This window comes from Cryobacterium sp. Sr3, assembly GCF_004402835.1.
GTDB lineage: Bacteria > Actinomycetota > Actinomycetes > Actinomycetales > Microbacteriaceae > Cryobacterium > Cryobacterium sandaracinum.
In genome coordinates this window covers 36,770-60,768 of record NZ_SOFA01000042.1, presented here as the reverse complement: position 1 = coordinate 60,768, position 23,999 = coordinate 36,770, and the positions used below count along the sequence as shown (strand labels likewise).

The following is a 23,999-nucleotide window of genomic DNA, read 5'->3' as shown; positions in this document are numbered from 1 at the left end:
TTCCGTGATTCTGCGCGTCCCGCAGCACAAACCGCTCTGAAGGAGTGACACCAATGGCTACCAAGCTCACTGGCATCATTGACCCGCCCATCGACGACCTGCTCACCAAGGCCGACTCCAAGTACGCCCTCGTGGTCTTCGCCTCCAAGCGCGCGCGTCAGATCAACGACTACTATGCGGACCTGCACGAAGGCAGCCTGTTCGACAATGTCGGCCCGCTCGTCGACTCGACCGTCGACGACAAGCCGCTGTCCGTCGCTCTCCGCGAGATCAACGAAGACAAGCTCACCTCCCGCCCCATCGCCGAGTAACGCACCCACAAGCGCGCAGGATGTCGTCAGGTCGCACGATCGTCGTCGGGATAACCGGCGGCATTGCTGCCTACAAGGCCGTGAACGTCGTGCGCGCTTTCGTGTTGCGGGGGGACTGCGTGCACGTCGTGGCGACGCCGGCGGCGCTGCGATTCGTCGGCAAGCCCACCCTCGAGGCTATCTCCCGCAACCCCGTGCACATGGATCTCTATGAGGGCGTCGCCGAGGTGCGGCACGTGGCCATCGGCCAATCCGCCGACCTGATCGTCGTGGCCCCGGCCACCGCGAACACCATCGCGAAGCTCGCCACCGGCCTCGCCGACGACCTGCTCGGCAACACCATCCTGGCCAGCACCGCCCCGCTCGTGATCGCCCCGGCGATGCACACGGAGATGTGGAACAACGCGGCTACGGTCGCCAATGTGGCCACCCTCCGCGCCCGCGGCGTCATCGTCGTCGGGCCTGGGGTCGGCCAGCTCACCGGCGCCGACGCCGGAGCCGGCCGGATGGAAGAGCCCGACACCATCGTCGCCGCGGCCCTCGCCGCCCTTGCCTTGGCCGACCGCACCGATGGGCCAGGGGCCGACCTGGTCGGCAAGCACGTCGTGATCACCGCTGGCGGCACTCGCGAGCCCCTCGACCCCGTGCGCTTCCTCGGCAACCGTTCCAGCGGTAAGCAGGGGGTCGCCCTGGCGCAGGCCGCCCTGGCTCGGGGTGCGTCCGTGACCCTGATCGCCGCGAATCTCGAGGTTGCCGCACCAACAGCGGTGGAACTGCGGCTCGTGGGCACCGCGCTCGAGCTCGAGGCGGCCGTCACGGATGCCGCCGCCGGGGCCGACGCCGTGATCATGGCGGCCGCGGTCGCCGACTACCGGCCGGTGCAGGTGAGCGCCGGCAAGATCAAGAAAGACGAGACCGGCGACACCCTGCTGCTCGAACTGACCCGCAATCCCGATATCCTCGCCGGGCTCGCCCGGACGAAGCGCACGGGCCAGGTACTGATCGGGTTCGCCGCGGAGACGGAGCCGGATCCGGTTCGCCTGCTTGTACTCGGCCGCGAGAAAATGGCGCGCAAGGGCTGCGACTTCCTGGTGGTCAACCGCGTGGGCTGGGCGGAGGGTTTCGCCTCGGACCGTAACGCGATCACGGTGCTCGATCACGACGGAGATATAGTGTGTGAGGTCTCCGGAACCAAAATGTCGGTGGCCGGGCGCATCCTTGACCTAATCGGCTGAGACCGCTCGGGCATCCGGTCACCTGGGTTGCCGTCGCCGGCAAGGGCAGGGTCTCCGGCGCTTCCCGACCGGCACGACCGGGTGCCCGGTCGGCTCGGCCCGGTCTCAGCGGAGAATTTTTCACGTTCATTTCTTCTACACGTTGTTCTGCAACAGAGACGGGCAAGATGCGCGATCTACGCCTTTTCACTTCGGAGTCGGTAACCGAAGGTCACCCCGACAAGATCTGCGACCAGATCTCCGACAGCATTCTGGATGCGCTCCTGACGGAAGACCCGCACAGCCGGGTCGCCGTCGAGACCCTCGTCACCACCGGGCTCGTACACGTCGCCGGCGAGGTCAGCACCGAGGCCTACGTCGAGATCCCCTCAATCGTGCGCAAGTGCATCACCGATATCGGCTACGACTCTTCGGACGTCTGGTTCGACGGCCGCTCCTGCGGCGTGGAGATCTCCATCGGCGGCCAGTCGCCCGACATCGCGCAGGGCGTGGACAACGCCTTCGAGCGTCGGGAAGAGTCCAGTGTCGAGGACTTCGACCGCCAAGGGGCCGGCGACCAGGGCATCATGTTCGGATACGCCACCCGGGAGACCCCCCAGCTGATGCCGATCCCGATCTGGATCGCACACCGCCTCGCCGAACGCCTCGCCGAGGTGCGCAAGTCCGGCGAACTCGACTACCTTCGGCCCGACGGCAAGACCCAGGTCACCATCGGCTACGACGGCATCACGCCGCGCTCGGTCGAGACCGTCGTGCTGTCGACCCAGCACTCGCCGAAGGTGTCCAACGAGCGGCTGCGTGCGGAGGTCGAGGAACTCGTCATCCGCCCGGTGCTCGACCGCGTGGAACTGGACTCGTCTGAACTGAATACGCTGATCAACCCGACCGGGCGGTTCGAGATCGGCGGCCCTCAGGGCGACGCCGGCCTCACCGGGCGCAAGATCATCATCGACACCTACGGCGGTTCCAGCCGGCACGGCGGGGGTGCGTTCAGCGGCAAGGACCCGTCGAAGGTCGACCGCTCCGCAGCGTACGCGATGCGCTGGGTGGCCAAGAACGCCGTGGCCGCCGGGCTGGCTGACCGTCTCGAGATTCAGGTGGCCTACGCCATCGGCAAGGCCTCGCCCGTCGGACTTTACGTGGAGACCTTCGGCACCGGGGTGATGGCCGACCGGGACATCACCGCGGCGATCCGCGCGGTCTTCGACCTGCGCCCGGCCGCGATCATCCATTCCCTTGACCTGCTGCGCCCGATCTACGCGCAGACCGCCGTCTACGGCCACTTCGGCCGCGAGCTTCCCGACTTCACCTGGGAGCGCCTCGACCGGGTCGACGAGCTGAGAAGCGCTGCCGGACTGTGACCGGGCAGGCGCGGCGCCGATGACCCGCTCCGGCCTCGTGGCCCGGGTGCTCATCGACTCGCCGCTGCCGCAGCTCGACCACCTGTTCGATTACAGCATTCCCGATGAGCTCGCCGGCATCGCCCGGCCCGGCGTGCGCGTGCGGGTGCCGCTGCGCTCGGCCGGTCGCGTCGCCGACGGATACCTGATCGAGGTGCTGGGTGCGGCCGAGGGGCGCGGTGCGGTCGGACCGGCCGCAGGCCCGGAGGCGCTGCCGGGTCTCGAGGCTGGCACCGAATTCCGGGGCGCGCTCAGCCCGCTCGAGAGCGTGGTCTCCGCCGCCCAGGTGCTCACCCCCGAGGTCTGGGAGCTCGCCCGTCGGGTCGCCGACCGGGCCTCGGGGAACGCGAGCGACATCATCCGTCTCGCCGTGCCCCCGCGCCAGGTCCGGGTGGAGAAGGCCTGGCTGGCGGCGCGAACAGCGGATGCTTCCGCCCCGGCCGACGGGACGGCCGGTGTTGCCACCGTGGCCGAGCCTGGCGATGTGGCCGACCCCGCCACCCCCGCCGGACCGGCCTGTGCCGATTACCCGGCCGGCATCCTCGACACGGCCGTCGCCACGGGGGCGCGCCTCTGCGTGGCCGCGGTGCCCGAGCTGCAACGGCTGCCGGACGGGCAGACCATCGGGAAGTGGGCGATCACCCTGGCCGAGCTCGCGGTGGCCGGCCTGGCCGCCGGGCGGAGCGCCATCCTCATCGTGCCGGACTACCGCGACCAAGACCAGCTTCAGGCCGCCCTCGACCTGCTGGCCCCGGCCGACTCGGTCAGCCGCGTCGATGCACGCCAGCCCAACCCGGAGCGCTATCGGGCCTTCCTGGCCGCCCTTGCCCCGGAACCCCGGATCGTGCTCGGCAATCGGTCGGCCGTCTACGCGCCGGCCCACGACCTCGGTCTGATCGCGCTCTTCGACGACGGCGACCCGCTGCACGGCGAACCGCTCAGCCCCTACGCGCACTCCCGCGACGCCGCGCTCGTGCGCCAGGGCCAGTCCGGCTGCGCCCTCGTCTTCCTCGGCCATACCCGCACCGTCGAGGTGCAGCGCCTGGTCGAGCTGGGCTGGCTCACTGCGGTGCACCCCGCGCAGAACCGGCATCCGCGGATCATCCCTACCGACTTCCAGTCCGAGCCCGACCAGCAGGCCCGCGCCGCGCGCATCCCGACGGCCGCGTGGCGGGCCGCCAAGGAGGCGCTGGCCCAGGGCCCCGTGCTGGTGCAGGTGGCCAGCCCCGGCTACGCCCCGATGCTCGCCTGCCAGAGTTGCAAGAAGGCCGCCCGCTGCACCACCTGTCAGGGGCCGCTCGCTTTGGCCTCCAAGGACTCCACCCCGTCGTGTCGCTGGTGCGGGGCGCTGGCCGCCAACTGGAGCTGCACGCACTGCGAGGGGCGCGCCCTGCGGGTCGTCACCCTCGGCACCGGGCGAACCGCCGAAGAACTCGGCCGGGCGTTCCCCGGCGCGCGCATTATCGTCGCCGACGGCGACCATCCGCTGCAGCACCTCGGCGACGCCCCGGCCCTGGTGATCGCCACCCGCGGCGCGGAGCCCATCCCGACGGGTGGATACCGAGCCATCCTGCTGCTCGACGGCGAACGGATGCTCGCCCGGGAATCCCTGCGGGTCGGGGAGGACTGCCTGCGCTGGTGGTCCAACGCCGCATCCCTGGCGGCCCCGGGTGCCGCTGTGGTCCTGGTCGGCGTGGGCGGGCTCGTCGCCCGGGCGCTGAACTCCTGGCAGCCCGAGATGCTCGCCGCGTCGGAACTGGCCGATCGCCGCCAACTGCGATTCCCGCCCGCGGTGCGTGCTGCATCCGTCACCGGCACCGACGCCGACGTCGCCCTGGCCCTGGCAGAGCTGGCCGGGATGGACGGCGTCGATGTACTCGGCCCGGTCACCACGGAGGACCCCCTGGTGCGTGCGATCGTGCGGCTGCCCTACGCCAGCGGTGACGCCGTGGCCCGTGCGCTCAAGGCCGCGGTCGTGCGCAATGCCGCCCGCCGCCGGCGCCCGAAGGGGGCGGCCTTCCGCCCCGCGCCTACACTCAAAGTACGATTCGACGACCCGGAGCTGCTCTAAATGAAACTCGTCTTCGCCGGCACGCCGCAGGCGGCCGTGCCCAGCCTGGGCGCCCTGGCTCAGTCCCACCACGACCTCGCGGCCGTGATCACCCGGGCGGATGCCCCGTTCGGCCGCAAACGCGTGCTCACCCCCTCGCCGCTCGCGCGAGCCGCCGTCGAGAACGGGCTGCACGTGATCAAGGCCAATCGCCTCGACGAGGCCGCGACCGTGGAGATCGCCGCACTGCGACCCGACCTCGGCGTCATCGTCGCCTACGGCGGGCTCGTGCGTGAACCGCTCCTGTCGGTGCCCCGGCTCGGCTGGATCAACCTGCACTTCTCCCTGCTCCCGCGCTGGCGCGGTGCCGCTCCCGTGCAGCGCGCACTCATGGCCGGCGACGAGCAGACTGGTGCCGCCGTATTCCAGCTGGTTCCGGAACTCGACGCGGGCGCCGTGTTCGCGCAACTGACGCGGGCGATCGTCGAGGACGACACCGCGGGCAGCCTGTTGCGGGCGCTCAGCGACAGCGGCGCGCGTCTGCTGCTGCAGGTGATCGACGCCCTCGAAGCCGGCGGCGTCCAGGCGACCCCGCAGTCCGGTCCGGTCACCCTGGCCCCCAAGCTGACTCTTGCGGATGCCCGTATCGACTGGTCCGAACCGGCCGTCTCGGTGCGCAACCGGGTGCGCGGGGTCACCCCGGAGCCGGGCGCGTTCACGGTGCTCGGCGACGCCCGCCTCAAACTCCAGGGCGTTGCCCTGACCCAGGGATCCGAGCCGCAACCGGCCGGCCTGATCCGTGAGATCGACAAGAAAGTGCTGATTGGAACGGGGACCGAGCCGCTCGAGCTGGTCACCGTGCAACCGGCCGGAAAGACACAGATGAAGGCAATCGACTGGTGGCGCGGAGTGAATTGGACGGAGGTTGTCGCCTCATGAGCGACGACCGTCGCCAGGGGCGAAAGAACGACGTCCGTGCTCAGGGCGGCCGCGGCCTGGAGCGCCCGCAGACCGACTTCGTGCAGCCGGCCCGGCGGGTGGCCTACGAGGTCATCGCCGCCGTGCGGGAATCAGACGCCTACGCGAACCTGCTGCTGCCCAGCCGCATCAAGCGGGCGGCGCTCAGCACCGCGGATGCCGCATTGGCCACCGAGCTGACCTACGGCACCCTGCGTATGCAGGGCTTCTACGACCGGGTGATCGCCGACGCGGCCGGTCGGCCCGTCACCGTGATCGACCCGGCCATCCTGGACGTGCTACGTCTCGGTGCGCACCAGTTGCTCGCCACCCGGGTGGCCACCCACGCCGCCGTGAACGAGTCCGTCGAACTCGCCCGTCAGGTGGGCTCCCGCGCCACCACCGGTTTCACCAACGGGGTGCTGCGCACCATCTCCCGCTCCAGCGCCGACGAGTGGCGCGAACGCGTGCTCACCGAAGCCACCAGTGATGATGACCGCCTTGCCGCGGAGCACTCACACCCGATCTGGGTGGTGCGGGCGTTCCGGCAGTCGCTGCGCCTCGAGGGCCGAGAGACCGAGCTCGAGGAGCTGCTGTCGGCCGACAATGCCGCGCCCAAGGTGAACATGGTCATTCTGCCCGGCCTCAGCAACACCGAAGACACCGACGGTCTCGGCGTTGCCAACGACTTCTCGCCCATCGGTTTTGTGCTGGCCGGCGGCGACCCCGTGCACCTGATGCAGGACAGCGGCGGACGCCTTCGAGTGCAGGACGAGGGATCCCAGTTGGCGGCCCTCACGCTCAGTCGGGCCCGCCCGGTGGCGCCGGGGGAGCGTTGGCTCGACCTGTGCGCGGGCCCCGGCGGCAAGGCCTCCCTGCTTGCCTCCGAGGCGCTGGCCGGCGGGGCCAGCCTCGTCGCCAACGAGCTCGTCCCGGCCCGGGCCGCCCTCGTGCGTAAGGCGCTGGCCGCCGTGCCCGGAGAGGTGCCTGTCTGGGAGGAGGACGGCACCCGGTTCGGAGACGATCATCCGAAGGAGTTCGACCGGATCCTGCTGGATGCTCCCTGCACCGGGCTCGGCGCGCTACGTCGGCGCCCGGAGGCCCGCTGGCGCAAGCAGCCCAAGGACGTCGCCGAGCTCTCCGATCTGCAGTCCGGGCTGATCCACGCGGCCCTTGGCGCGCTCAAGCCGGGCGGGGTGCTGGCCTACGTCACCTGCTCACCGCACATCGCGGAGACCCGCGGGATCGTGGCTACCGCGCTCAAGAGATGGGAGGGCCGTGTGCGCACTCTCGACACGGCATCCGTGCTGCAGGGGCTGAGCAGCTCCGAGCTCGACCTGCCCGGCGACGGGGGCAGCGTGCAACTGTGGCCGCATAGGCACGGCACTGACGCTATGTTCATCACCCTGCTCGAGCGCATGGAGTAGCCCGCGCACCCGGACCCCGCGCACCCGGGCCCCGCGCACCCGGACCCCGCGCACCCGGACCCTGCGCACCCGGGCCCCGCGCACCCGGACCCCGCGCACCCGGACCCGGCGCATTCGGGCCCTGCGCATTCGGGCCCCGGCCTCGACCCAATCTGACGGAGATTCTGGCTCCCCTGGTTCTTCCGTGAGCATGACCCGGCCGAGCCCGCGCGTGTGGCTAAGGCAGGACATCCGTCCCGCGCGTTCACCGGTGCCGCGAGTCAGTGCGGCACCGGGGTAGATATCCAATCCGGCCGGTGGGATCTCCTGAGTTGACCACGACACTCACGAATGCGCAGCGGTTCTGGCGCGGGCGGGGCGAGTGTCCGGCCCGCCCGACGGCAACCGGTGGATGCGTCGTTCCTGCGGCTGCGGCTCTGCCTCGGCCAGCCGGCATGCGGGCGGGCCGGCGTCGCCCCGGCCGCGCCCGCGCGTCGCGTGGCCAACTCAGGACATCCGTCGTCCGGGCTGCCCAGCCGCCGCGAACGAGTACGGGACCAGTTCGGATGCCGGTGTAGCCGGACGGATCTCCTGCGTAAGCCACAACGCGCGCCGGATCTGCGGCAGGGCTTGTGAGGTCCAGGCACTCGCATCCTTCTCCGTCGCAGCCCGAACGAATTCGACGGAGATTCTGGTTGAAAACTACTTTTTTGAAAGGTTCTAGGCCCATTTCGGCAAAATCTCCGTCGAATTCGTTCGGGACGGGATCGCTCCAGGGCCTTGGGCTCGACCGGCAGGGGACTTTCGAGCCGCCGGGGCTCGCCGCAGTAGGGTGAAAGCATGGTCACCCGGATTAACCCCAGCATCCTCGCCGCCGACTTCGCCAATCTCGAACGGGACCTGGGGCGCATCCGCACCGCCGACCTGGTGCACGTCGACATCATGGACAACCATTTTGTACCGAATCTGACGTTCGGACCGCCCGTCGTCGACCGCCTCGCCCAGGTCTCCCCGCTGCCCTTCGACCTGCACCTGATGATCGAGAACCCGGAGCGTTGGGCGCTCGGCTACGCCGAAGCCGGCGCGTTCTCGGTCACCTTCCACGCGGAGGCCACGACCAACCCGGTCGGCCTGGCCCGCAAGCTGCGCTCGATCGGCGCCCGGGCCGGCATCGCCCTCAAGCCCGGCACGGCCATCGAGCCCTACCTCGAGCTTCTGCCCGAATTCGACCAGGTGCTCGTGATGACCGTCGAACCCGGCTTCGGGGGGCAGAGCTTCATGCCCTCCACTATGCGCAAGCTCCGCACCCTGTCGGAGGCCGTGAAGAAGTCCGGCCTGGACGTCTGGCTGCAGGTCGACGGCGGCATCACCGAGGACACCATCGTCATCGCCGCCGAGGCCGGGGCGAACACGTTCGTCGCCGGCTCCAGCGTGTTCAACGCCGCGGACCCGGCGAAGCAGATCGCCCTGTTGCGCGCCGCCGCGACCGAACACCAGCACGCGCACTAGTACCCTAGTCAGGTGAAGACTTTTGACGACCTGTTCGCTGAACTGAGCGACAAGGCACGGACCCGCCCCGACGGTTCGGGGACCGTGCGCGAACTCGACGCCGGCGTACATGCCATCGGCAAGAAGATCGTCGAAGAAGCCGCCGAGGTCTGGATGGCCGCCGAGTTCCAGAGCGACGACGAAACCGCCGCCGAGATGAGCCAGCTGCTGTACCACGTACAGGTGATGATGCTGGCGAAGGGGCTGACCCCCGCCGACCTGTACCGCCATCTGTGACGCGTCATCAGAGAGACTCCACCCGGTTGACCCCGTGAGACCTGTTCGCCAGAACCTGAAGACGCAGAGAGTGCCCAAATGCTGAGAATTGCCGTGCCCAATAAGGGCTCGTTGTCCGAAACCGCCGCGCAGATGCTGTTCGAGGCCGGCTACACCGGCCGCCGCGACCCGCGCGACCTCGTCGTCGCCGACCCCCGCAACGACGTGGAGTTCTTCTACTTGCGTCCCCGCGACATCGCCACCTATGTGGGCTCCGGAGCCCTCGACGTGGGAATCACCGGGCGCGACCTGCTGCTCGACTCGGGCTCCACCGCCCAGGAGATCGCCAGCCTCGACTTCGGCGACTCCACCTTCCGCTTCGCCGGCCCCGCAGGCCGCTTCACCGACCTGGCCGACCTGTCCGGCCATCGCGTCGCCACCAGCTACCCCGGACTGGTCGAGGCCTTCCTCGCCGAGCACGACGTCAGCGTGACACTGGTCACCCTCGACGGCGCGGTCGAGTCCGCCGTTCAGCTCGGCGTGGCGGATGCCGTCGCCGACGTCGTCTCCACCGGCTCCACGCTGCGCAAGGCCGGCCTCGAGATCTTCGGCCCGGTCATCCTGCAGTCCACGGCCGTGCTGATCAGCTCCGAGAACGACAAGCCCGGCATCGCGACCCTCCTGCGCCGCTTGCAGGGCGTGCTCGTGGCCCGCCAGTACGTGCTGATGGACTACGACATCCCGCAGACGCTCCTCGACGACGCCTGCCTGCTGGCGCCCGGCATCGAGTCGCCCACCGTATCGTCCCTGCACGACCCGGAATGGGTTGCCGTGCGTGTGATGATCCCGCGCCTGAACACGAACCATGTCATGGACGCCCTCTACGAGCTCGGGGCGCGCGCCATCCTGATCAGCTCCATTCACAACGCCCGCTTGTAACGGGCTGACCGGCGGTACCCAGATGCGGCGACACACAATGGAGGCACAATCGTGAGTCTTTCGGTGCGGGTCATACCCTGCCTCGACGTGGCCGACGGCCGCGTGGTCAAGGGCGTGAACTTTCAGAATCTGCGAGACGCGGGCGATCCGGTCGAACTCGCCCGCCGGTACTACGAGCAGGGAGCCGACGAACTCACCTTCCTCGATGTGACCGCCACGGTGGACAACCGTGCCACCACCTATGACGTCGTGCGCGCCACCGCAGAGCAGGTCTTCATCCCGCTTACGGTGGGCGGCGGCATCCGCACGGTCGAGGACGTGTCCCGGCTGCAGGCCAGTGGTGCCGACAAGGTCGGAGTCAACAGCGCCGCCATCAAGCGGCCCGCCCTGATCGGCGAGATCGCCGACCGGTTCGGCTCCCAGGTACTCGTGCTCTCGCTTGATGTGAAGCGTAGCGGGCGCACCGAGTCCGGCTTCGTCGTCACCACCCACGGTGGCCGCACCGAAACCGACCTGGACGCTCTCGCCTGGGCGCAGACGGCCGTCGGGCTGGGGGTCGGCGAGCTGCTCGTCAACTCCATCGACGCCGACGGCACGAAGGCGGGCTTCGACGTCGAACTCATCACGCTGATGCGCGCCCTGAGCACCGTTCCGGTGATCGCCTCCGGCGGCGCCGGCCGGGTCGAGGATTTTCCCCCGGCCATCGCGGCGGGGGCGGATGCCGTGCTCGCGGCATCCGTGTTCCACAGCGGCCAGCTGACCGTCGGCGACATCAAGGCGGAGCTCCGGCACGCCGGAATGCCCGTGCGCTGATGATGCTGTGCCTTACCCGACCCGAAACGGCTCCGTAAATGACCGATGTACTCTCCACCCTCGACGACGCCCTGGCCAGGGCCGTCTTCAACTCCGACGGCCTGCTGCCGGCGGTGATCCAGCAGTGGGACACCGGTGAGGTGCTCATGCTCGGCTGGATGAACCAGGAAGCGCTGCGCCGCACGCTCACCGAGGGGCGCGTGACGTTTTGGTCGCGCAGTCGCCAGGAATTCTGGCGCAAGGGCGACATCTCCGGCCACGGCCAGTATGTGAAGTCCGCCGCGCTCGACTGTGACGCGGACACCCTCCTGGTGCAGGCGGACCAGGTCGCAGCAGCCTGCCACACCGGCTCCCGCACCTGTTTCGACGGGCGCGGCATCGAGGTCGTGACCGGCGCCCGCCCCGCGGCACCCGACGTGGCAGCAGACCGGGCAACCACCCAAAAACCGAAGGACTGACCATGGCACCGAACAGCTCCGGCCCAGCCCCGACGACCACCGCCGGGCAGTTCGCGCTCCAGATCGACGACCACCGGGTGTTCCCCGTGGTGCGCGAACTCTTCGCCGACGGCGAAACCCCGGTGGGCATCTACCGCAAGCTCGCTGCCGGCCAGCCCGGTAGCTTTCTGCTCGAGTCCGCCGAGCAGGGCGGCATTTGGTCGCGGTTCTCGTTCGTGGGCGTGTCCTCGTTCGGCGTGCTCACCCAGCAGGGCGACGAGACCCGCTGGCTCGACTACGGCCTCTCGGCTGAGCGCGCCCTCGGCGACGCCACCGGCCTCGGCCCGCTGGCGGCTCTCGCGGCCCTCCACGAACGCTGGGAAACCCCGCGGATGCCCGGCCACCCACCCCTGACCGGCGGCCTCGTCGGATTCATCGGCTGGGAGGCGATCCGCCAGATCGAGCGCCTGCCGAATCGCCCGCCGGCGGACTACGACGTGCCGGGCCAGGCCTTCAGCTTCGTGGCCGACCTCGTCGTGATCGACCACAAATTCGGCACCGTGCAGCTCATTGCCAACGTTCTCAACGACGGCCACGACGAACCGGATGCCCTCTGGGCCGCCGCCCAGGACCGGCTCGACGCCCTGCAGTCTCGCCTGGCCGAGCCCTCCGAGACCTGGCTCGCAGAGGTCGACCTCGCCACGCCCGCCTCCCCGACGAACCGCACCCGACGTGAGGACTTCCTCGCCGCTGTCGACGTCGCCAAGGAGCACATCGTCGACGGTGACGTGTTCCAGGTGGTCGTCTCCCAGCGGTTCGACCAGGAGTGCACGGCGGACCCCATCGACGTCTACCGGGTGCTGCGCAGCCTCAACCCGTCGCCCTACATGTACCTGCTGAGCCTGGAATCGCCGGAGAAGGAGACTTACTGGATCGTGGGCTCCTCCCCGGAGGCCTTGGTGAAGGTGCAGAACGACCGCGTGTTCACGCATCCGATCGCGGGCTCGAAGCCGCGCGGCACGACCCCGGAGGCCGACGCCGACTTCGAAGCCGAGCTCGCGGGCGACGCCAAGGAACGCGCCGAGCATCTGATGCTCGTGGACCTGGCCCGCAACGACCTGCTCAAGGTGTGTGCACCCGGCTCGGTCGAGGTGACCGAGTTCATGCGCATCGAGCGGTTCAGCCACATCATGCACCTCGTCTCCTCGGTGGAGGGGAACCTGCTGCCGGGCCGGTCCGCGATCGACGTCTTCCGCGCCACGTTCCCGGCCGGCACTCTCTCCGGGGCCCCGAAACCGCGCGCCCTCGAGATCATCGACGCGCTCGAGCCCGCGCAGCGCGGCGTGTACGGGGGGGTGGTCGGCTACTTCGGGTTCGCCGGGGACGCGGACCTGGCCATAGCCATTCGGACCGCAACGATCATGAATGGCGTCGCCCGCGTGCAGGCCGGCGGCGGCCTCGTCGCGGACTCCGACCCGGCGTCGGAATACCAGGAGTCGCAGAACAAGGCCGCGGCGCCCCTTCGCGCAGTCGCGGTCGCGAACGCCATGAAGCGGGTGCGCTAGGTGGCATCCGCACGGCGCCTCAAGCTCGGGCACATCCTCGTGATGCTGGCGGCCAGCGGTCTGGCCCTGCTGGCCTGGACCCAGGTCTGGGTGAACGTCATCGTGGAGCAGTCCGGCTCGGCTGTGCACAGCCTCGAGGTGTCCGGCTCCACGGCCGCCCCCGGGGTGACAGCCCTTGCCCTCGCCGGACTGGCCCTCGCCGGTGCCCTGAGCATCGCCGGTCCCGGCATCCGGGTGGTCCTCGGCCTGCTTCAGGTTCTGCTCGGCTTCTCCGTGTGCCTTTCGGCTATTTTGGCCGTCACCGATCCGGCGGCGGCCAGTGCCGGCGCGGTCACCGATGCCACCGGAATCTCCGGCGCAGACTCGGTCGTCGACACCGTCGCCTCGGCGGCCGTGACCCCGTGGCCGTTCATCGCGCTGCTCGCCGGCGTGGTCATGGGCGGCGCCGGGGTCGGGGTGCTCGTCACGTCCCGGCGTTGGCCCGGACCGACGTCCCGCTACCAGGCCGTGCGATTCGAAGCGGCCGAGTCGGCCGAGTCGGCCGAGGCGACGGATGCCGGCGATTCCGACGCCGCGGACGTTTCCGCACCCGAACGTGACGCCATCGACGACTGGGACGGGCTGAGCCGCGGCGAAGACCCCACCACCCCGCAGTGAATCGAGACCTGATTCCCGGTTTCACCTGGTGCGCTGGGGAGGCCGGGGAACCGTGGGGCCGCTAGACTTGACTTGTCCGTCAGCGCACAAGAGGAGAATCATGAGCTTTGAATCGGTAGACCCAGGTGAAGGCCATTCGATCGCGGCCTGGACCGCCGTCACCATCATGCTTCTCGCCGTCGCGATCGGCACCGTTGCCTTCTTTCTGGTGATCCCTTGGCTCGTCTGGGCATCCGTCGGCCTGCTGGTGGTTGGCCTGCTGGTCGGCCGGATCCTCGCCAAAATCGGTTACGGCGTAGCCGATACGGCTCACCTGGGCCACTAGTCGAGTGCTGTCTGATCTTCTAGCCGGGGCCGTCGCCGACGCTGAACTTCGTCGGGCCGCCCGTCCGTTCGCCATCGTCGAGGCAACCGCTCTCGACCAAACTCCCGCGATCGATGCCCTGGCGGTGCTCGCACCCGCCGATCAGGTCAAGATCATCGCGGAGGTCAAGCGCGCCAGCCCGTCCCGGGGCACCCTGGCCGAGATTTCGGACCCTGCCGCCCTCGCCGTCTCCTACGAGTTCGGCGGCGCCAGCGCGATCAGCGTGCTCACCGAAGGTCGCAAGTTCCTCGGCTCCCTGTCAGACCTCGAGCAAGTGCGATCCGCCGTGCGCATCCCGGTGCTGCGTAAAGACTTCATCGGCTTGCCGTACCAGGTCTTCGAGGCCAGGGCGGCAGGTGCCGACATGGTTCTGCTCATCGTCGCCGCACTCGACCAGACCACCCTGGTCTCCCTGCACGACCTCGTGCGCCAGCTCGGCATGACCGCACTGGTCGAGACCCATAGCGCCGAGGAGGTCGACCGTGCCCTGGCCATTGGCGCAAGCCTCGTCGGGGTAAACGCCCGCGACCTGTCCACGTTCCAACTCGATCAGGACCTGTTCGGCAGGCTCGCGGACCGGATCCCCTCGGGCGTCGTCCGCGTCGCCGAATCGGCCGTCAAGACCGCCGCCGACGTGGCGCACTACCGCGCCGCCGGCGCCGACATCGTGCTCGTCGGCGAGGCCCTCGTCACAAACGATCCCATCCGAACCCTCTCCGAATTCCTGGCGGTTTAAATGTCAACGTCCCTCAGAACAGAAGCAGGCCCGTACTTCGGCGACTTCGGCGGGAGGTTCGTGCCGGAGTCCCTCGTGGCTGCCCTCGACGAGCTGACCGACGAGTACGCTCTGGCACGGCAGGACCCGGCCTTCGCGGCCGAATTGATGGAATTGCACCGGAGCTACACCGGGCGCCCGTCCATCATCACCGAGGTGCCCCGGTTCGCCGCGCACGCCGGCGGTGCCCGCATCATCCTCAAGCGGGAAGACCTCAACCACACCGGCTCGCACAAAATCAACAATGTGCTCGGCCAGGCTCTTCTCACCAAGCGCATCGGCAAGTCCCGCGTCATCGCCGAGACGGGCGCCGGGCAGCATGGCGTGGCGGCCGCGACGGCCGCCGCCCTGTTCGGGCTCGACTGCGTCGTCTACATGGGCGAGGTCGACACGGAGCGCCAGGCCCTGAATGTGGCCCGGATGCGACTGCTCGGCGCCGAGGTCGTGCCGGTCAAGACCGGGTCCCGCACCCTGAAAGACGCCATCAACGACGCCATGCGTGACTGGGTCACCAACGTTGAGACCACCAACTACATCTTCGGTACCGTCGCCGGGCCGCATCCGTTTCCGGCCATGGTGCGCGACTTCCAGAAGATCATCGGCGAGGAGGCCCGCCAGCAGGTGCTGGACCTCACCGGCCGCCTCCCCGACGCGGTCACCGCCTGCGTCGGCGGTGGTTCGAACGCCATGGGTATCTTCCACGCGTTCCTCGACGACCCGGAGGTGGCCCTGGTCGGCTACGAGGCCGGCGGTGACGGCGCGGAGACCCTGCGCCATGCGGCGACGATCACCAAGGGGCGCCCCGGCATCCTGCACGGCGCCCGCAGCTTCCTGCTGCAGGACGAAGACGGTCAGACCGTGGAGTCGCACTCCATCTCTGCGGGTCTGGACTACCCGGGGGTGGGCCCGGAACATGCGTGGCTCGCCAGTATCGGCCGGGCCACCTACCTGCCGGTCACCGATGACGAGGCGATGAGCGCCCTCCGGCTGCTCAGCCGCACGGAGGGCATCATCCCCGCCATCGAGTCGGCGCACGCCCTCGCCGGCACCTTGGACCTCGGCAAGCAGCTCGGACCTGACGCCACCATCCTGGTAAACCTCAGCGGACGCGGCGACAAGGACATGGAAACCGCGGGTCGGTACTTCGACCTGCTCGACAAGGGCGCGGAACAGTCATGAGCACGGAAACAGGTACGGGTTCCACGACCGGAACGACGAGCACGGTCGAGGCGACAATCGCCCGTCGCCGCTCCGAGGGCGGCGGTGCTCTGATCGGCTACCTGCCCGTCGGGTTTCCCACCCTGACCGAGAGCATCGACGCGGCCGTGGCACTCGCGCAGAACGGTGTCGACGTCATCGAGCTGGGCCTGCCGTACACCGATCCCGTCATGGACGGGCCAGTGATCCAGGCGGCCACCCAGCAGGCTCTGGCCAACGGCTTTCGGCTGCGGCACGGGATCGAGGCCGTCGCGGCGATCACCGCCCAGGTGAACGTGCCCGTTCTGGTCATGACCTACTGGAACCCGATCATGCAGTACGGCGTGGACCGGTTCGCCGACGACCTGCTCGCGGCGGGAGGCGCCGGGCTGATCACGCCCGACCTCATCCCCGACGACGCGGCCGCCTGGGTGGGAGCCAGCACGCGAACCGGACTCGACCGTGTCTTCCTCGCCGCCCCGTCGTCGTCCGACGCCCGGCTGCGTCAGGCAGTGGACGCCAGCCGCGGCTTCGTCTACGCGGCCTCCACCATGGGAATCACCGGCGCCCGCGGCGACGTGGACTCCGCCGCGCGGGTGCTCGTCGACCGCCTCCGCGCCGTCGGGTCCACCAGCGCGTGCGTCGGACTCGGCATCTCCACCCCGGAGCAGGTGCGGGAGATCCTCGCCTACGCCGATGGCGCCATCGTCGGTTCCGCCCTGGTCAAGGCACTGTCCGACGGGGGAGTGCCGGCCCTGGCCGTCCTCACCCGTGACCTCGCGGTCAGTGCCCGGGATCTGCGCCCCGCCGTCTGATCCCCGCCATCGAAGCACCCAAAAGCTAAGGTAAGTTGACCGAGGCGGTCACGGGGCCTCCCCGGCGCCACGATGAAAGGTAGTCCCCAGGTGTCTTTTCTTCTGAGCATCCCGAGCCCGAGCCCCGAATGGAGCTCGTTCACCCTCGGCCCGTTCACCATCCACGCCTACGCCCTCTGCATTCTGGCAGGGATCATCGCCGCCACCGTCATGACGAGCCGCCGACTGTCTGCGCGCGGCGGAGAGCCGGGCGTGGTGCTGGACATCATCCTGTGGGCCGTTCCGCTCGGCATCGTCGGCGCGCGCTTCTACCATGTGTTCACGCACCCCTCCGACTACTTCTTCGAGGGTGCCAACCCTCTCGAGGTGTTCGCCATTTGGAACGGCGGCAACGCCATCTTCGGAGCGCTCCTGGGCGGGGCCGTGGGCGCTTACATCGGCTGCCGCATCTCGGGCATCCGGTTCTGGGCCTTCGCGGACGCCCTGGCACCGGGGATGCTCGTGGCGCAGGCCATGGGCCGTCTCGGCAACTGGTTCAACGAGGAGCTCTTCGGTCTGCCGACCGACCTGCCCTGGGGCCTCGAGGTGTCCGCGGCGAACCCGGCCCTCCCGATCGGGCTTCCCCCCGAAACGTTGTTTCACCCAACCTTCCTCTACGAGATGGTCTGGAACGTGGTCGGCGTCGTCCTGATCCTCGCGATCGAACGCAAGGTCGCGCTCCGCTGGGGCAAGGCCTTCGGCGTCTACCTGATTTGGTATGGCCTCGGCCGCAGCTTCTTCGAATCGATCCGGGTCGACCCGAGCGAGATGTTCTTTGGCCTCCGCACCAATGTGTGGGCCGCTTTCGCCGCCATCCTGCTGGGAATCATCCTGATCGTCGTGCAGAGCAAGCGCCACACGGGCCTGCCCGCGAGCGTGTACATTCCCGGCCGCGAGTGGAAGGGGCCCGACGCTGAGGTAGAATCTGATGAGTTTGATTCGGACCCCAAGGATCACGGTGATAAGGCCGTCGGTCTCGCCGGATCAGACGACGTTGCAGCCACAAGCACCAGCAACTCGCGCCTCTAGGCTCAAGGTTGACTCCAACCTGTTCCACGGCTTGTGACCCGGTATGACGGGCCGCCGCGCACATGTCTACCTGAGCGGGCCAGCGTCGTCCCCACTCGCCAGTTACTTTTGTGAGGACGGTCCAATGCCGCAAACACCCCTCTTCTCGCGCTTCAGCGCAGTGCCGAAGCCGCAGGGCTTGTACAACCCGGCCGATGAGCGCGATGCCTGCGGCCTCGCCATGGTTGCCACGCTTCGGGGCACCGCCGGGCACGACATCATCACCCTCGCCCTCGACGCGCTGCGCAACCTCGAGCACCGCGGTGCGGTCGGATCGGATGCCGGCACCGGAGACGGCGCGGGCATCATCACTCAGGTTCCCGACGAGTTCCTGCGGTCGGTCACCGATTTCGCCTTGCCCGCGGCGGGCCGCTACGCCGTCGGCAATGTGTTCCTGCCGATCGATCCCACCAAGCGCAGCGGCATCAAGCGCCAGATCAACCGGATCGCCCTCGAAGAGGGACTGGTGATCCTCGGCTGGCGCGAAGTTCCCGTGCGCCCCGACGAGGTCGGCACCCTGGCGCGCGCGGCCATGCCGGCCATCCAGCAACTGTTCGTGCAGAGCGCCCGCACGACCGAGGCCGGCGACACGCTCGGCGACATCGCGCTGGACCGCCAGGCAGTCAGGCTGCGGAAGCGTGCCGAACGCGAGCTGGAGATCTACTTCGCCTCACTGTCCTGTCGCACCGTGGTCTACAAGGGTATGGTCACGACGCTTCAGCTGGAGCCGTTCTACCCGGACCTGTCCGATCCGCGCTTCGTCTCCAAGCTCGCCCTCGTGCACTCCCGCTACTCCACCAACACGTTCCCGTCCTGGCCGCTCGCGCAGCCGTTCCGCATGATCGCGCACAACGGCGAGATCAACACGGTTCAGGGCAACCGCAACTGGATGCAGGCGCGCCAGTCGCAGCTCGAATCCGACCTGCTCGGCGACCTGGCGCCGCTGCTCCCGATCGTCACCCCCGGCGGCAGCGATTCGGCCTCGTTCGATGAGGTCGTTGAGCTGCTCAGCCTGTCGGGGCGTTCGCTCCCGCACGCCGTCATGATGATGGTGCCGGAGGCCTGGGAGAACCAGACCGACCTCGACGCCGAACGCCGTGCGTTCTACGAGTACCATTCCATGCTGATGGAGCCGTGGGACGGCCCGGCCGCGATCGTGTTCACCGACGGATCCCTCGTCGGCGCCACCCTCGACCGCAACGGGCTGCGCCCCGGCCGCTACCTCATCACCGACGACGGCCTCGTCGTGCTCGCCAGCGAGATCGGGGTGCTCGACATCGACCCCAACCGGGTGGTGCGCAAGGGCCGCCTGCGTCCCGGCAAGATGTTTCTGGTCGACACGGTCGCCGGACGCCTGATCGAAGACGACGAGATCAAGGCCGACCTCGCGGCCAGCGAGCCGTGGGGAACCTGGCTGGACGCCGGGCGCATCAACCTCAAGGATCTGCCCGAGCGGGAGCACATCGTGCACCCGCCGGCATCCGTCGTGCGCCGCCAGCGCACCTTCGGCTACACCGAGGAGGAGGTGCGCATCCTGCTCGCGCCGATGGCTCGCCTCGGCGGGGAACCGCTCGGCGCGATGGGCTCCGACACCCCCATCGCCGTGCTCAGCGACCGACCCCGGCTGCTTTTCGACTACTTCACGCAGCAGTTCGCTCAGGTGACCAACCCGCCGCTCGACTCGATCCGCGAGGAAGTTGTCACTTCCCTCAAGCTCGGGCTCGGTCCGGAACGCAACCTCCTCTCGGTGGGCCCCGAGCACGCCCGGCAGGTCGTGCTCGATTTCCCCGTGATCGACAACGACGAGTTGGCGAAGATCCAGCACATCGACACCGCGCCGGGCAGCCGCACCACCAGGACCATTCGCGGGCTCTACCGGTTCGAAGACGGGCCGGACGCCTTGGAGGCCCGCATCAAGGAGATGTGCGCCGAGGCCGACGCCGCCATCGACGACGGCGCGATGTTCCTCGTCCTGTCCGACCGGGATTCCAACAAGGATCTGGCCCCGATCCCGTCGCTGCTGATGATTGCCGCGGTTCACCACCACCTGATCCGCACCGAGAACCGCATGAAGGTCGGCATCGTGGTCGAGGCCGGCGATGTGCGCGAGGTGCACCACGTCGCCCTCCTGATCGGCTACGGCGCATCCGCCGTGAACCCGTACCTTGCGATGGAAACGTGCGAGGATTTGGTGCGCAGTGGCTACATCACGACCGGCACGCCCGAACAGGCCGTGCGCAACGTGATCAAGGCCCTCGGCAAGGGCGTGCTCAAGATCATGTCCAAGATGGGGATCTCGACCGTCTCCTCCTACGCCGGCGCGCAGACCTTCGAGGCCGTGGGACTGAGCCAGGAATTCATCGACCAGTACTTCACCGGCACCACGAGCAAGCTCGGCGGCATCGGCATCGAGGTGGTCGCGGCCGAGAATGAGGCCCGGCACCGGGCCGCCTACCCCGAGGATGCCGCGGTCACCGCGCACGAACGCCTCGCGACCGGAGGTGAGTATCAGTGGCGCCGCGACGGGTCTCCGCACCTGTTCAACCCGGACACCATTTTCCGGCTCCAGCATTCCACCCGCACGCGCAGCTACGACATCTTCCGCGAGTACACGAAACTCGTCGACGACCAGGCGACGAGCCTGATGACGCTGCGCGGCATGTTCACCTTCACCACCGGCAAGCGCCACCCCGTGCCGCTGGACGAGGTGGAACCGATCTCCTCGATCGTGAAGCGCTTCGCGACGGGGGCGATGAGCTACGGATCGATCTCCGCCGAGGCGCACGAGACCCTCGCCATCGCAATGAACCGCCTCGGGGGCAAGTCCAACACCGGTGAGGGTGGAGAAGACCTTGACCGCCTGCTCGACCCGGAGCGACGCAGCGCCGTCAAGCAGGTGGCATCCGGCCGGTTCGGTGTGACCAGCATGTACTTGTCCCACGCCGACGACATCCAGATCAAGCTGGCGCAGGGAGCCAAGCCCGGCGAGGGCGGCCAGCTGCCGCCCACGAAGGTCTACCCGTGGATCGCCCGCACCCGGCACGCGACCGCCGGCGTCGGCCTGATCTCGCCGCCCCCGCACCACGATATCTACTCGATCGAAGACCTCAAACAGTTGATCTTCGACCTGAAGCGGGCGAATCCGACCGCACGCATCCACACCAAGCTGGTCAGCCAGTCCGGTATCGGCGCGGTCGCCGCCGGAGTGGCCAAGGCCCTGTCCGACGTCATTCTCATCTCCGGTCACGACGGCGGAACCGGCGCGAGCCCGCTCAACTCCCTCAAGCACGCGGGGACCCCCTGGGAACTCGGCCTGGCCGAAACGCAGCAGACCCTGATGCTCAACGGGATGCGCGACCGGGTCGTGCTGCAGGTCGACGGCCAGTTGAAGACCGGCCGTGACGTCATCATCGGAGCGTTGCTCGGCGCCGAGGAGTTCGGCTTCGCTACCGCCCCGCTGATCGTGGAGGGCTGCGTCATGATGCGCGTCTGCCACCTGGACACCTGCCCCGTCGGGGTGGCCACCCAGAATCCCGAGCTGCGCAAACGTTTCACTGGCAAGGCCGAGCACGTGATCAACTTCTTCGAGTTCATCGCTCAGGAGGTGCGCGAGTACCTCGCCGAGCTCGGATTCCGCAGCCTCGACGAGGCCATCGGCCACCGGGAGGTGCTCGACGTCAACGGGGCGCTTACGCACTGGAAGGCCTCCGGACTCGACCTGTCGCCCATCCTCGTCGGTCCGGACTTCTCCGCGGGGGAGCCCCGGCAGTCCGGTCGCCCTCAGGAGCACGAACTTGAGCTCCACTTCGACAACGAACTGATCCGGCAGAGCGCCAGTGTGCTTGAACATGGTGGGCAGGTCTCGATCTCCCTGCCCATCCGAAACACCGAGCGGGCCGTGGGCACCATGCTCGGCCACGAGGTCACCGTGCGCCACGGCGAGAACGGGCTGCCGTCCGGTTCCATCGACGTCACTCTCACCGGCAGCGCCGGACAGTCCTTCGGCGCGTTCCTGCCGAGCGGCATCATCCTGCGGCTCGAGGGTGACTCCAACGACTACGTCGGCAAGGGTCTCTCCGGTGGCCAGATCACCGTGCGACCCGACCGGGGCAGCCTGTTCCCGGCCGAGCAGAACGTGATCGCCGGTAACGTCATCGGCTACGGCGCGACCCAGGGCAGCATGTTCATCCGCGGCATCGTGGGCGAACGCTTCCTGGTGCGCAACTCCGGGGCCACCGCCGTCGTCGAGGGCGTCGGAGATCACGCCCTCGAATACATGACCGGGGGACTGGCGGTCATCCTGGGCGAAACGGGGCGCAACCTGGGTGCCGGTATGTCTGGCGGAACCGCCTACGTCTACGGTCTTCGTACCGAGGATGTCAACCGGCAGGCCCTCGACTCCGGCGAACTCACACTTCTGCCGCTCGGCGGCGCGGACCGCGAGATCGTGCGCGACTTGCTCGGACAGCATCATGACCAGACCGAGTCCGCCCTGGCGGCCCGGCTGCTGGCCGATTTCGAGACCACCATGTCCACATTCGTCAAGGTGCTACCGCGCGACTACGCGGCCGTCCTGGCAACCAGGCAGATCGCCGTCGACGAGGGCCTCGACCCCGATGGCGTCGTCGTTTGGAACCGCATTCTGGAGGCAACCAATGGCTGATCCGAAAGGATTCCTCAAGACCACGGACCGGGAGCTTCCGGCCCGCCGTCCCGTTTCCGTTCGTCTGATGGACTGGAAAGAGGTCTACGAGCAGGGCGACGCGACGCAACTGAAACGCCAGGCCGGCCGCTGTATGGACTGCGGTGTGCCGTTCTGTCAGCAGGGCTGCCCGCTCGGCAACATCATTCCGGAATGGAACGACCTCACCTGGCGGGACGAGGGTCGACAGGCCATCGAACGTCTCCATGTCACCAACAACTTCCCGGAGTTCACCGGGCGTCTCTGCCCGGCACCCTGTGAGTCGGCCTGCGTTCTCGGAATCAGTCAGCCGCCGGTCACGATCAAGCAGGTTGAGGTCTCCATCATCGACCAGGCCTTCGCCAACGGATGGGTGCAGCCCCAGCCGCCCGGACGCCTCACCGGCAAGACGATCGCGGTCGTCGGCTCTGGCCCGGCCGGCCTCGCGGCCGCGCAGCAGCTCACGCGGGCCGGTCACACGGTGGCGGTCTTCGAGCGCGACGACCGGATCGGCGGGCTTTTACGTTACGGCATCCCGGACTTCAAGATGGAGAAGAAGCACCTCGAGACCCGACTCGGCCAGATGACGGCCGAGGGCACCCGCTTCCGAGCAGGCGTCACCATCGGGGTCGACATCACCTGGGATGACCTCCGGGCCCGCTATGACGCTGTGGTGGTCGCCACGGGGGCCCTGGTACCCCGCGACCTGCCGATCCCCGGGCGCGACCTGCCCGGAGTGCACTTCGCCATGGAATACCTCGTGCAGCAGAACAAGGTCGGCGCCGGCGACACTGTTGACCAGCAGATCACCGCCGAGGGCAAGCACGTGGTCGTACTCGGCGGCGGCGACACCGGCGCCGACTGCATCGGTACCGCGCACCGCCAGGCCGCGGCATCCGTCACGAATCTCGCCATCGGCCGCCAACCGGGCATGGAACGGGCGGAACACCAGCCGTGGCCGCTGTCACCGACGCTGTTCGAGGTGTCGAGCGCCCACGAAGAGGGCGGCAACCGCGAGTACCTGGTGTCGACGGTGGAGTTCCTGGCCAACGAAGCGGGTGAGGTGCGCGCCATCCGCGTGGCCGAGACCGAATTCCGGGGCGGACGCCGGGTGCCCAAGGCCGGAACGGAGCGCGAGATCCCTGCGGATCTGGTTCTCCTGGCCATGGGCTTCACCGGTCCTGAATCACGCGAGCTGACCGACCAGCTGCACGTGCCGGTCGATGGGCGGAGTAATGTCGAGCGTGACGTTAATTACCAGACCAGCCATGAAGGCGTGTTCGTTGCTGGTGATGCCGGCCGTGGCCAGTCGCTCATCGTCTGGGCGATCGCCGAAGGTCGGGCTGCTGCGGCAGCCGTCGACAAATTCCTCGAAGGCGAGACGCAACTGCCTGCACCGGTCAAACCGTCCGATCATGCCTTCGCAATCTGATTGGTCACTGATCCAGTGATTCGATTCCAAGAGATCCACCACCCCGTGGTCTCCCAACCATCAACAGAGAATATGCGCCGAAACAGCGCGGAAA

20 protein-coding genes are annotated in these 23,999 nt (G+C 68.6%); all 20 read left to right on the top strand.

Translation table 11 applies throughout. The features are described 5' to 3' along the window. Positions 1 to 53: 53 nt before the first annotated feature. The 20 genes from rpoZ (at position 54) to E3N94_RS13880 (ending at position 23,905) form a co-directional block, all read left to right on the top strand. Positions 54 to 311, top strand: coding sequence for a DNA-directed RNA polymerase subunit omega (gene rpoZ / locus E3N94_RS13980; protein WP_104100518.1), 258 nt, complete (start codon positions 54 to 56; stop codon positions 309 to 311). Between the two features lie 20 nt (positions 312 to 331). Further along, entirely contained in the window at positions 332 to 1,546 is a 1,215-nt protein-coding gene (coaBC, locus tag E3N94_RS13975; RefSeq protein ID WP_134342457.1) for a bifunctional phosphopantothenoylcysteine decarboxylase/phosphopantothenate--cysteine ligase CoaBC, read from the top strand. A 167-nt stretch (positions 1,547 to 1,713) separates the two neighbouring features. Then, complete coding sequence (gene metK / locus E3N94_RS13970; protein ID WP_134342456.1) at positions 1,714 to 2,907, top strand: methionine adenosyltransferase; 1,194 nt, start codon at positions 1,714 to 1,716, stop codon at positions 2,905 to 2,907. 19 nt (positions 2,908 to 2,926) lie between these two features. Then, positions 2,927 to 5,017, top strand: a complete 2,091-nt coding sequence (locus tag E3N94_RS13965) for a primosomal protein N' (RefSeq protein ID WP_134570431.1) — start codon at positions 2,927 to 2,929, stop codon at positions 5,015 to 5,017. Next, the gene (gene fmt, locus E3N94_RS13960) at positions 5,018 to 5,935 is read left to right on the top strand and encodes a methionyl-tRNA formyltransferase (protein WP_104100522.1); all 918 of its coding nucleotides are present in this window, start codon (positions 5,018 to 5,020) and stop codon (positions 5,933 to 5,935) included. After that, positions 5,932 to 7,380, top strand: a complete 1,449-nt coding sequence (locus E3N94_RS13955) for a transcription antitermination factor NusB (protein WP_104100523.1) — start codon at positions 5,932 to 5,934, stop codon at positions 7,378 to 7,380. The genes fmt and E3N94_RS13955 overlap by 4 nt, the downstream gene beginning before the upstream one ends. Before the next feature lie 819 nt (positions 7,381 to 8,199). Continuing rightward, positions 8,200 to 8,868, top strand: coding sequence for a ribulose-phosphate 3-epimerase (gene rpe / locus E3N94_RS13945; RefSeq protein ID WP_134342455.1), 669 nt, complete (start codon positions 8,200 to 8,202; stop codon positions 8,866 to 8,868). Between the two features lie 12 nt (positions 8,869 to 8,880). Next, positions 8,881 to 9,144 (top strand): phosphoribosyl-ATP diphosphatase, encoded by a 264-nt coding sequence (locus tag E3N94_RS13940; protein ID WP_104100525.1) that lies wholly within the window; start codon positions 8,881 to 8,883, stop codon positions 9,142 to 9,144. Positions 9,145 to 9,222: 78 nt separating this feature from the next. Next, positions 9,223 to 10,062 carry an ATP phosphoribosyltransferase gene (hisG, locus tag E3N94_RS13935; protein WP_104194874.1) on the top strand — a complete coding sequence of 280 codons (840 nt, stop codon included), beginning with the start codon at positions 9,223 to 9,225 and terminating at the stop codon, positions 10,060 to 10,062. 51 nt (positions 10,063 to 10,113) lie between these two features. After that, entirely contained in the window at positions 10,114 to 10,875 is a 762-nt protein-coding gene (hisF, locus tag E3N94_RS13930; RefSeq protein WP_104100527.1) for an imidazole glycerol phosphate synthase subunit HisF, read from the top strand. 38 nt (positions 10,876 to 10,913) lie between these two features. Further along, positions 10,914 to 11,333, top strand: a complete 420-nt coding sequence (gene hisI / locus E3N94_RS13925) for a phosphoribosyl-AMP cyclohydrolase (RefSeq protein ID WP_134570430.1) — start codon at positions 10,914 to 10,916, stop codon at positions 11,331 to 11,333. Positions 11,334 to 11,335: 2 nt separating this feature from the next. Next, a complete protein-coding gene (locus E3N94_RS13920; protein WP_134420595.1) occupies positions 11,336 to 12,877 on the top strand; it encodes an anthranilate synthase component I in 1,542 nt (513 codons plus the stop codon). Then, on the top strand, positions 12,878 to 13,534 hold the full coding sequence (locus tag E3N94_RS13915) for a Trp biosynthesis-associated membrane protein (RefSeq protein ID WP_241987133.1): 657 nt from the start codon (positions 12,878 to 12,880) through the stop codon (positions 13,532 to 13,534). It abuts the gene before it with no gap. Between the two features lie 100 nt (positions 13,535 to 13,634). Beyond that, positions 13,635 to 13,859, top strand: a complete 225-nt coding sequence (locus E3N94_RS13910) for a DUF6704 family protein (protein WP_104100531.1) — start codon at positions 13,635 to 13,637, stop codon at positions 13,857 to 13,859. Positions 13,860 to 13,863: 4 nt separating this feature from the next. Next, positions 13,864 to 14,634: an indole-3-glycerol phosphate synthase TrpC gene (gene trpC, locus E3N94_RS13905; protein ID WP_104194870.1), complete on the top strand. Its 771-nt coding sequence runs from the start codon at positions 13,864 to 13,866 to the stop codon at positions 14,632 to 14,634. Next, entirely contained in the window at positions 14,635 to 15,852 is a 1,218-nt protein-coding gene (gene trpB, locus E3N94_RS13900) for a tryptophan synthase subunit beta (RefSeq protein ID WP_104100533.1), read from the top strand. Further along, positions 15,849 to 16,685, top strand: a complete 837-nt coding sequence (trpA, locus tag E3N94_RS13895) for a tryptophan synthase subunit alpha (protein WP_134570429.1) — start codon at positions 15,849 to 15,851, stop codon at positions 16,683 to 16,685. The genes trpB and trpA overlap by 4 nt, the downstream gene beginning before the upstream one ends. A gap of 90 nt (positions 16,686 to 16,775) precedes the next feature. Then, positions 16,776 to 17,753 (top strand): prolipoprotein diacylglyceryl transferase, encoded by a 978-nt coding sequence (gene lgt, locus E3N94_RS13890; RefSeq protein WP_241976772.1) that lies wholly within the window; start codon positions 16,776 to 16,778, stop codon positions 17,751 to 17,753. Between the two features lie 124 nt (positions 17,754 to 17,877). Beyond that, positions 17,878 to 22,455 carry a glutamate synthase large subunit gene (gene gltB / locus E3N94_RS13885; protein ID WP_104100536.1) on the top strand — a complete coding sequence of 1,526 codons (4,578 nt, stop codon included), beginning with the start codon at positions 17,878 to 17,880 and terminating at the stop codon, positions 22,453 to 22,455. Next, on the top strand, positions 22,448 to 23,905 hold the full coding sequence (locus tag E3N94_RS13880) for a glutamate synthase subunit beta (RefSeq protein WP_104100537.1): 1,458 nt from the start codon (positions 22,448 to 22,450) through the stop codon (positions 23,903 to 23,905). The genes gltB and E3N94_RS13880 overlap by 8 nt, the downstream gene beginning before the upstream one ends. Positions 23,906 to 23,999: the final 94 nt, after the last annotated feature.

Coding starts and splice junctions, on each gene's coding strand:
- rpoZ (WP_104100518.1), top strand. CDS start 54: ATGGCTACCAAGCTCACTGGCATCATTGACCCGCCCATCGACGACCTG.
- coaBC (WP_134342457.1), top strand. CDS start 332: ATGTCGTCAGGTCGCACGATCGTCGTCGGGATAACCGGCGGCATTGCT.
- metK (WP_134342456.1), top strand. CDS start 1,714: ATGCGCGATCTACGCCTTTTCACTTCGGAGTCGGTAACCGAAGGTCAC.
- E3N94_RS13965 (WP_134570431.1), top strand. CDS start 2,927: ATGACCCGCTCCGGCCTCGTGGCCCGGGTGCTCATCGACTCGCCGCTG.
- fmt (WP_104100522.1), top strand. CDS start 5,018: ATGAAACTCGTCTTCGCCGGCACGCCGCAGGCGGCCGTGCCCAGCCTG.
- E3N94_RS13955 (WP_104100523.1), top strand. CDS start 5,932: ATGAGCGACGACCGTCGCCAGGGGCGAAAGAACGACGTCCGTGCTCAG.
- rpe (WP_134342455.1), top strand. CDS start 8,200: ATGGTCACCCGGATTAACCCCAGCATCCTCGCCGCCGACTTCGCCAAT.
- hisG (WP_104194874.1), top strand. CDS start 9,223: ATGCTGAGAATTGCCGTGCCCAATAAGGGCTCGTTGTCCGAAACCGCC.
- hisI (WP_134570430.1), top strand. CDS start 10,914: ATGACCGATGTACTCTCCACCCTCGACGACGCCCTGGCCAGGGCCGTC.
- E3N94_RS13920 (WP_134420595.1), top strand. CDS start 11,336: ATGGCACCGAACAGCTCCGGCCCAGCCCCGACGACCACCGCCGGGCAG.
- E3N94_RS13910 (WP_104100531.1), top strand. CDS start 13,635: ATGAGCTTTGAATCGGTAGACCCAGGTGAAGGCCATTCGATCGCGGCC.
- trpB (WP_104100533.1), top strand. CDS start 14,635: ATGTCAACGTCCCTCAGAACAGAAGCAGGCCCGTACTTCGGCGACTTC.
- trpA (WP_134570429.1), top strand. CDS start 15,849: ATGAGCACGGAAACAGGTACGGGTTCCACGACCGGAACGACGAGCACG.
- gltB (WP_104100536.1), top strand. CDS start 17,878: ATGCCGCAAACACCCCTCTTCTCGCGCTTCAGCGCAGTGCCGAAGCCG.
- E3N94_RS13880 (WP_104100537.1), top strand. CDS start 22,448: ATGGCTGATCCGAAAGGATTCCTCAAGACCACGGACCGGGAGCTTCCG.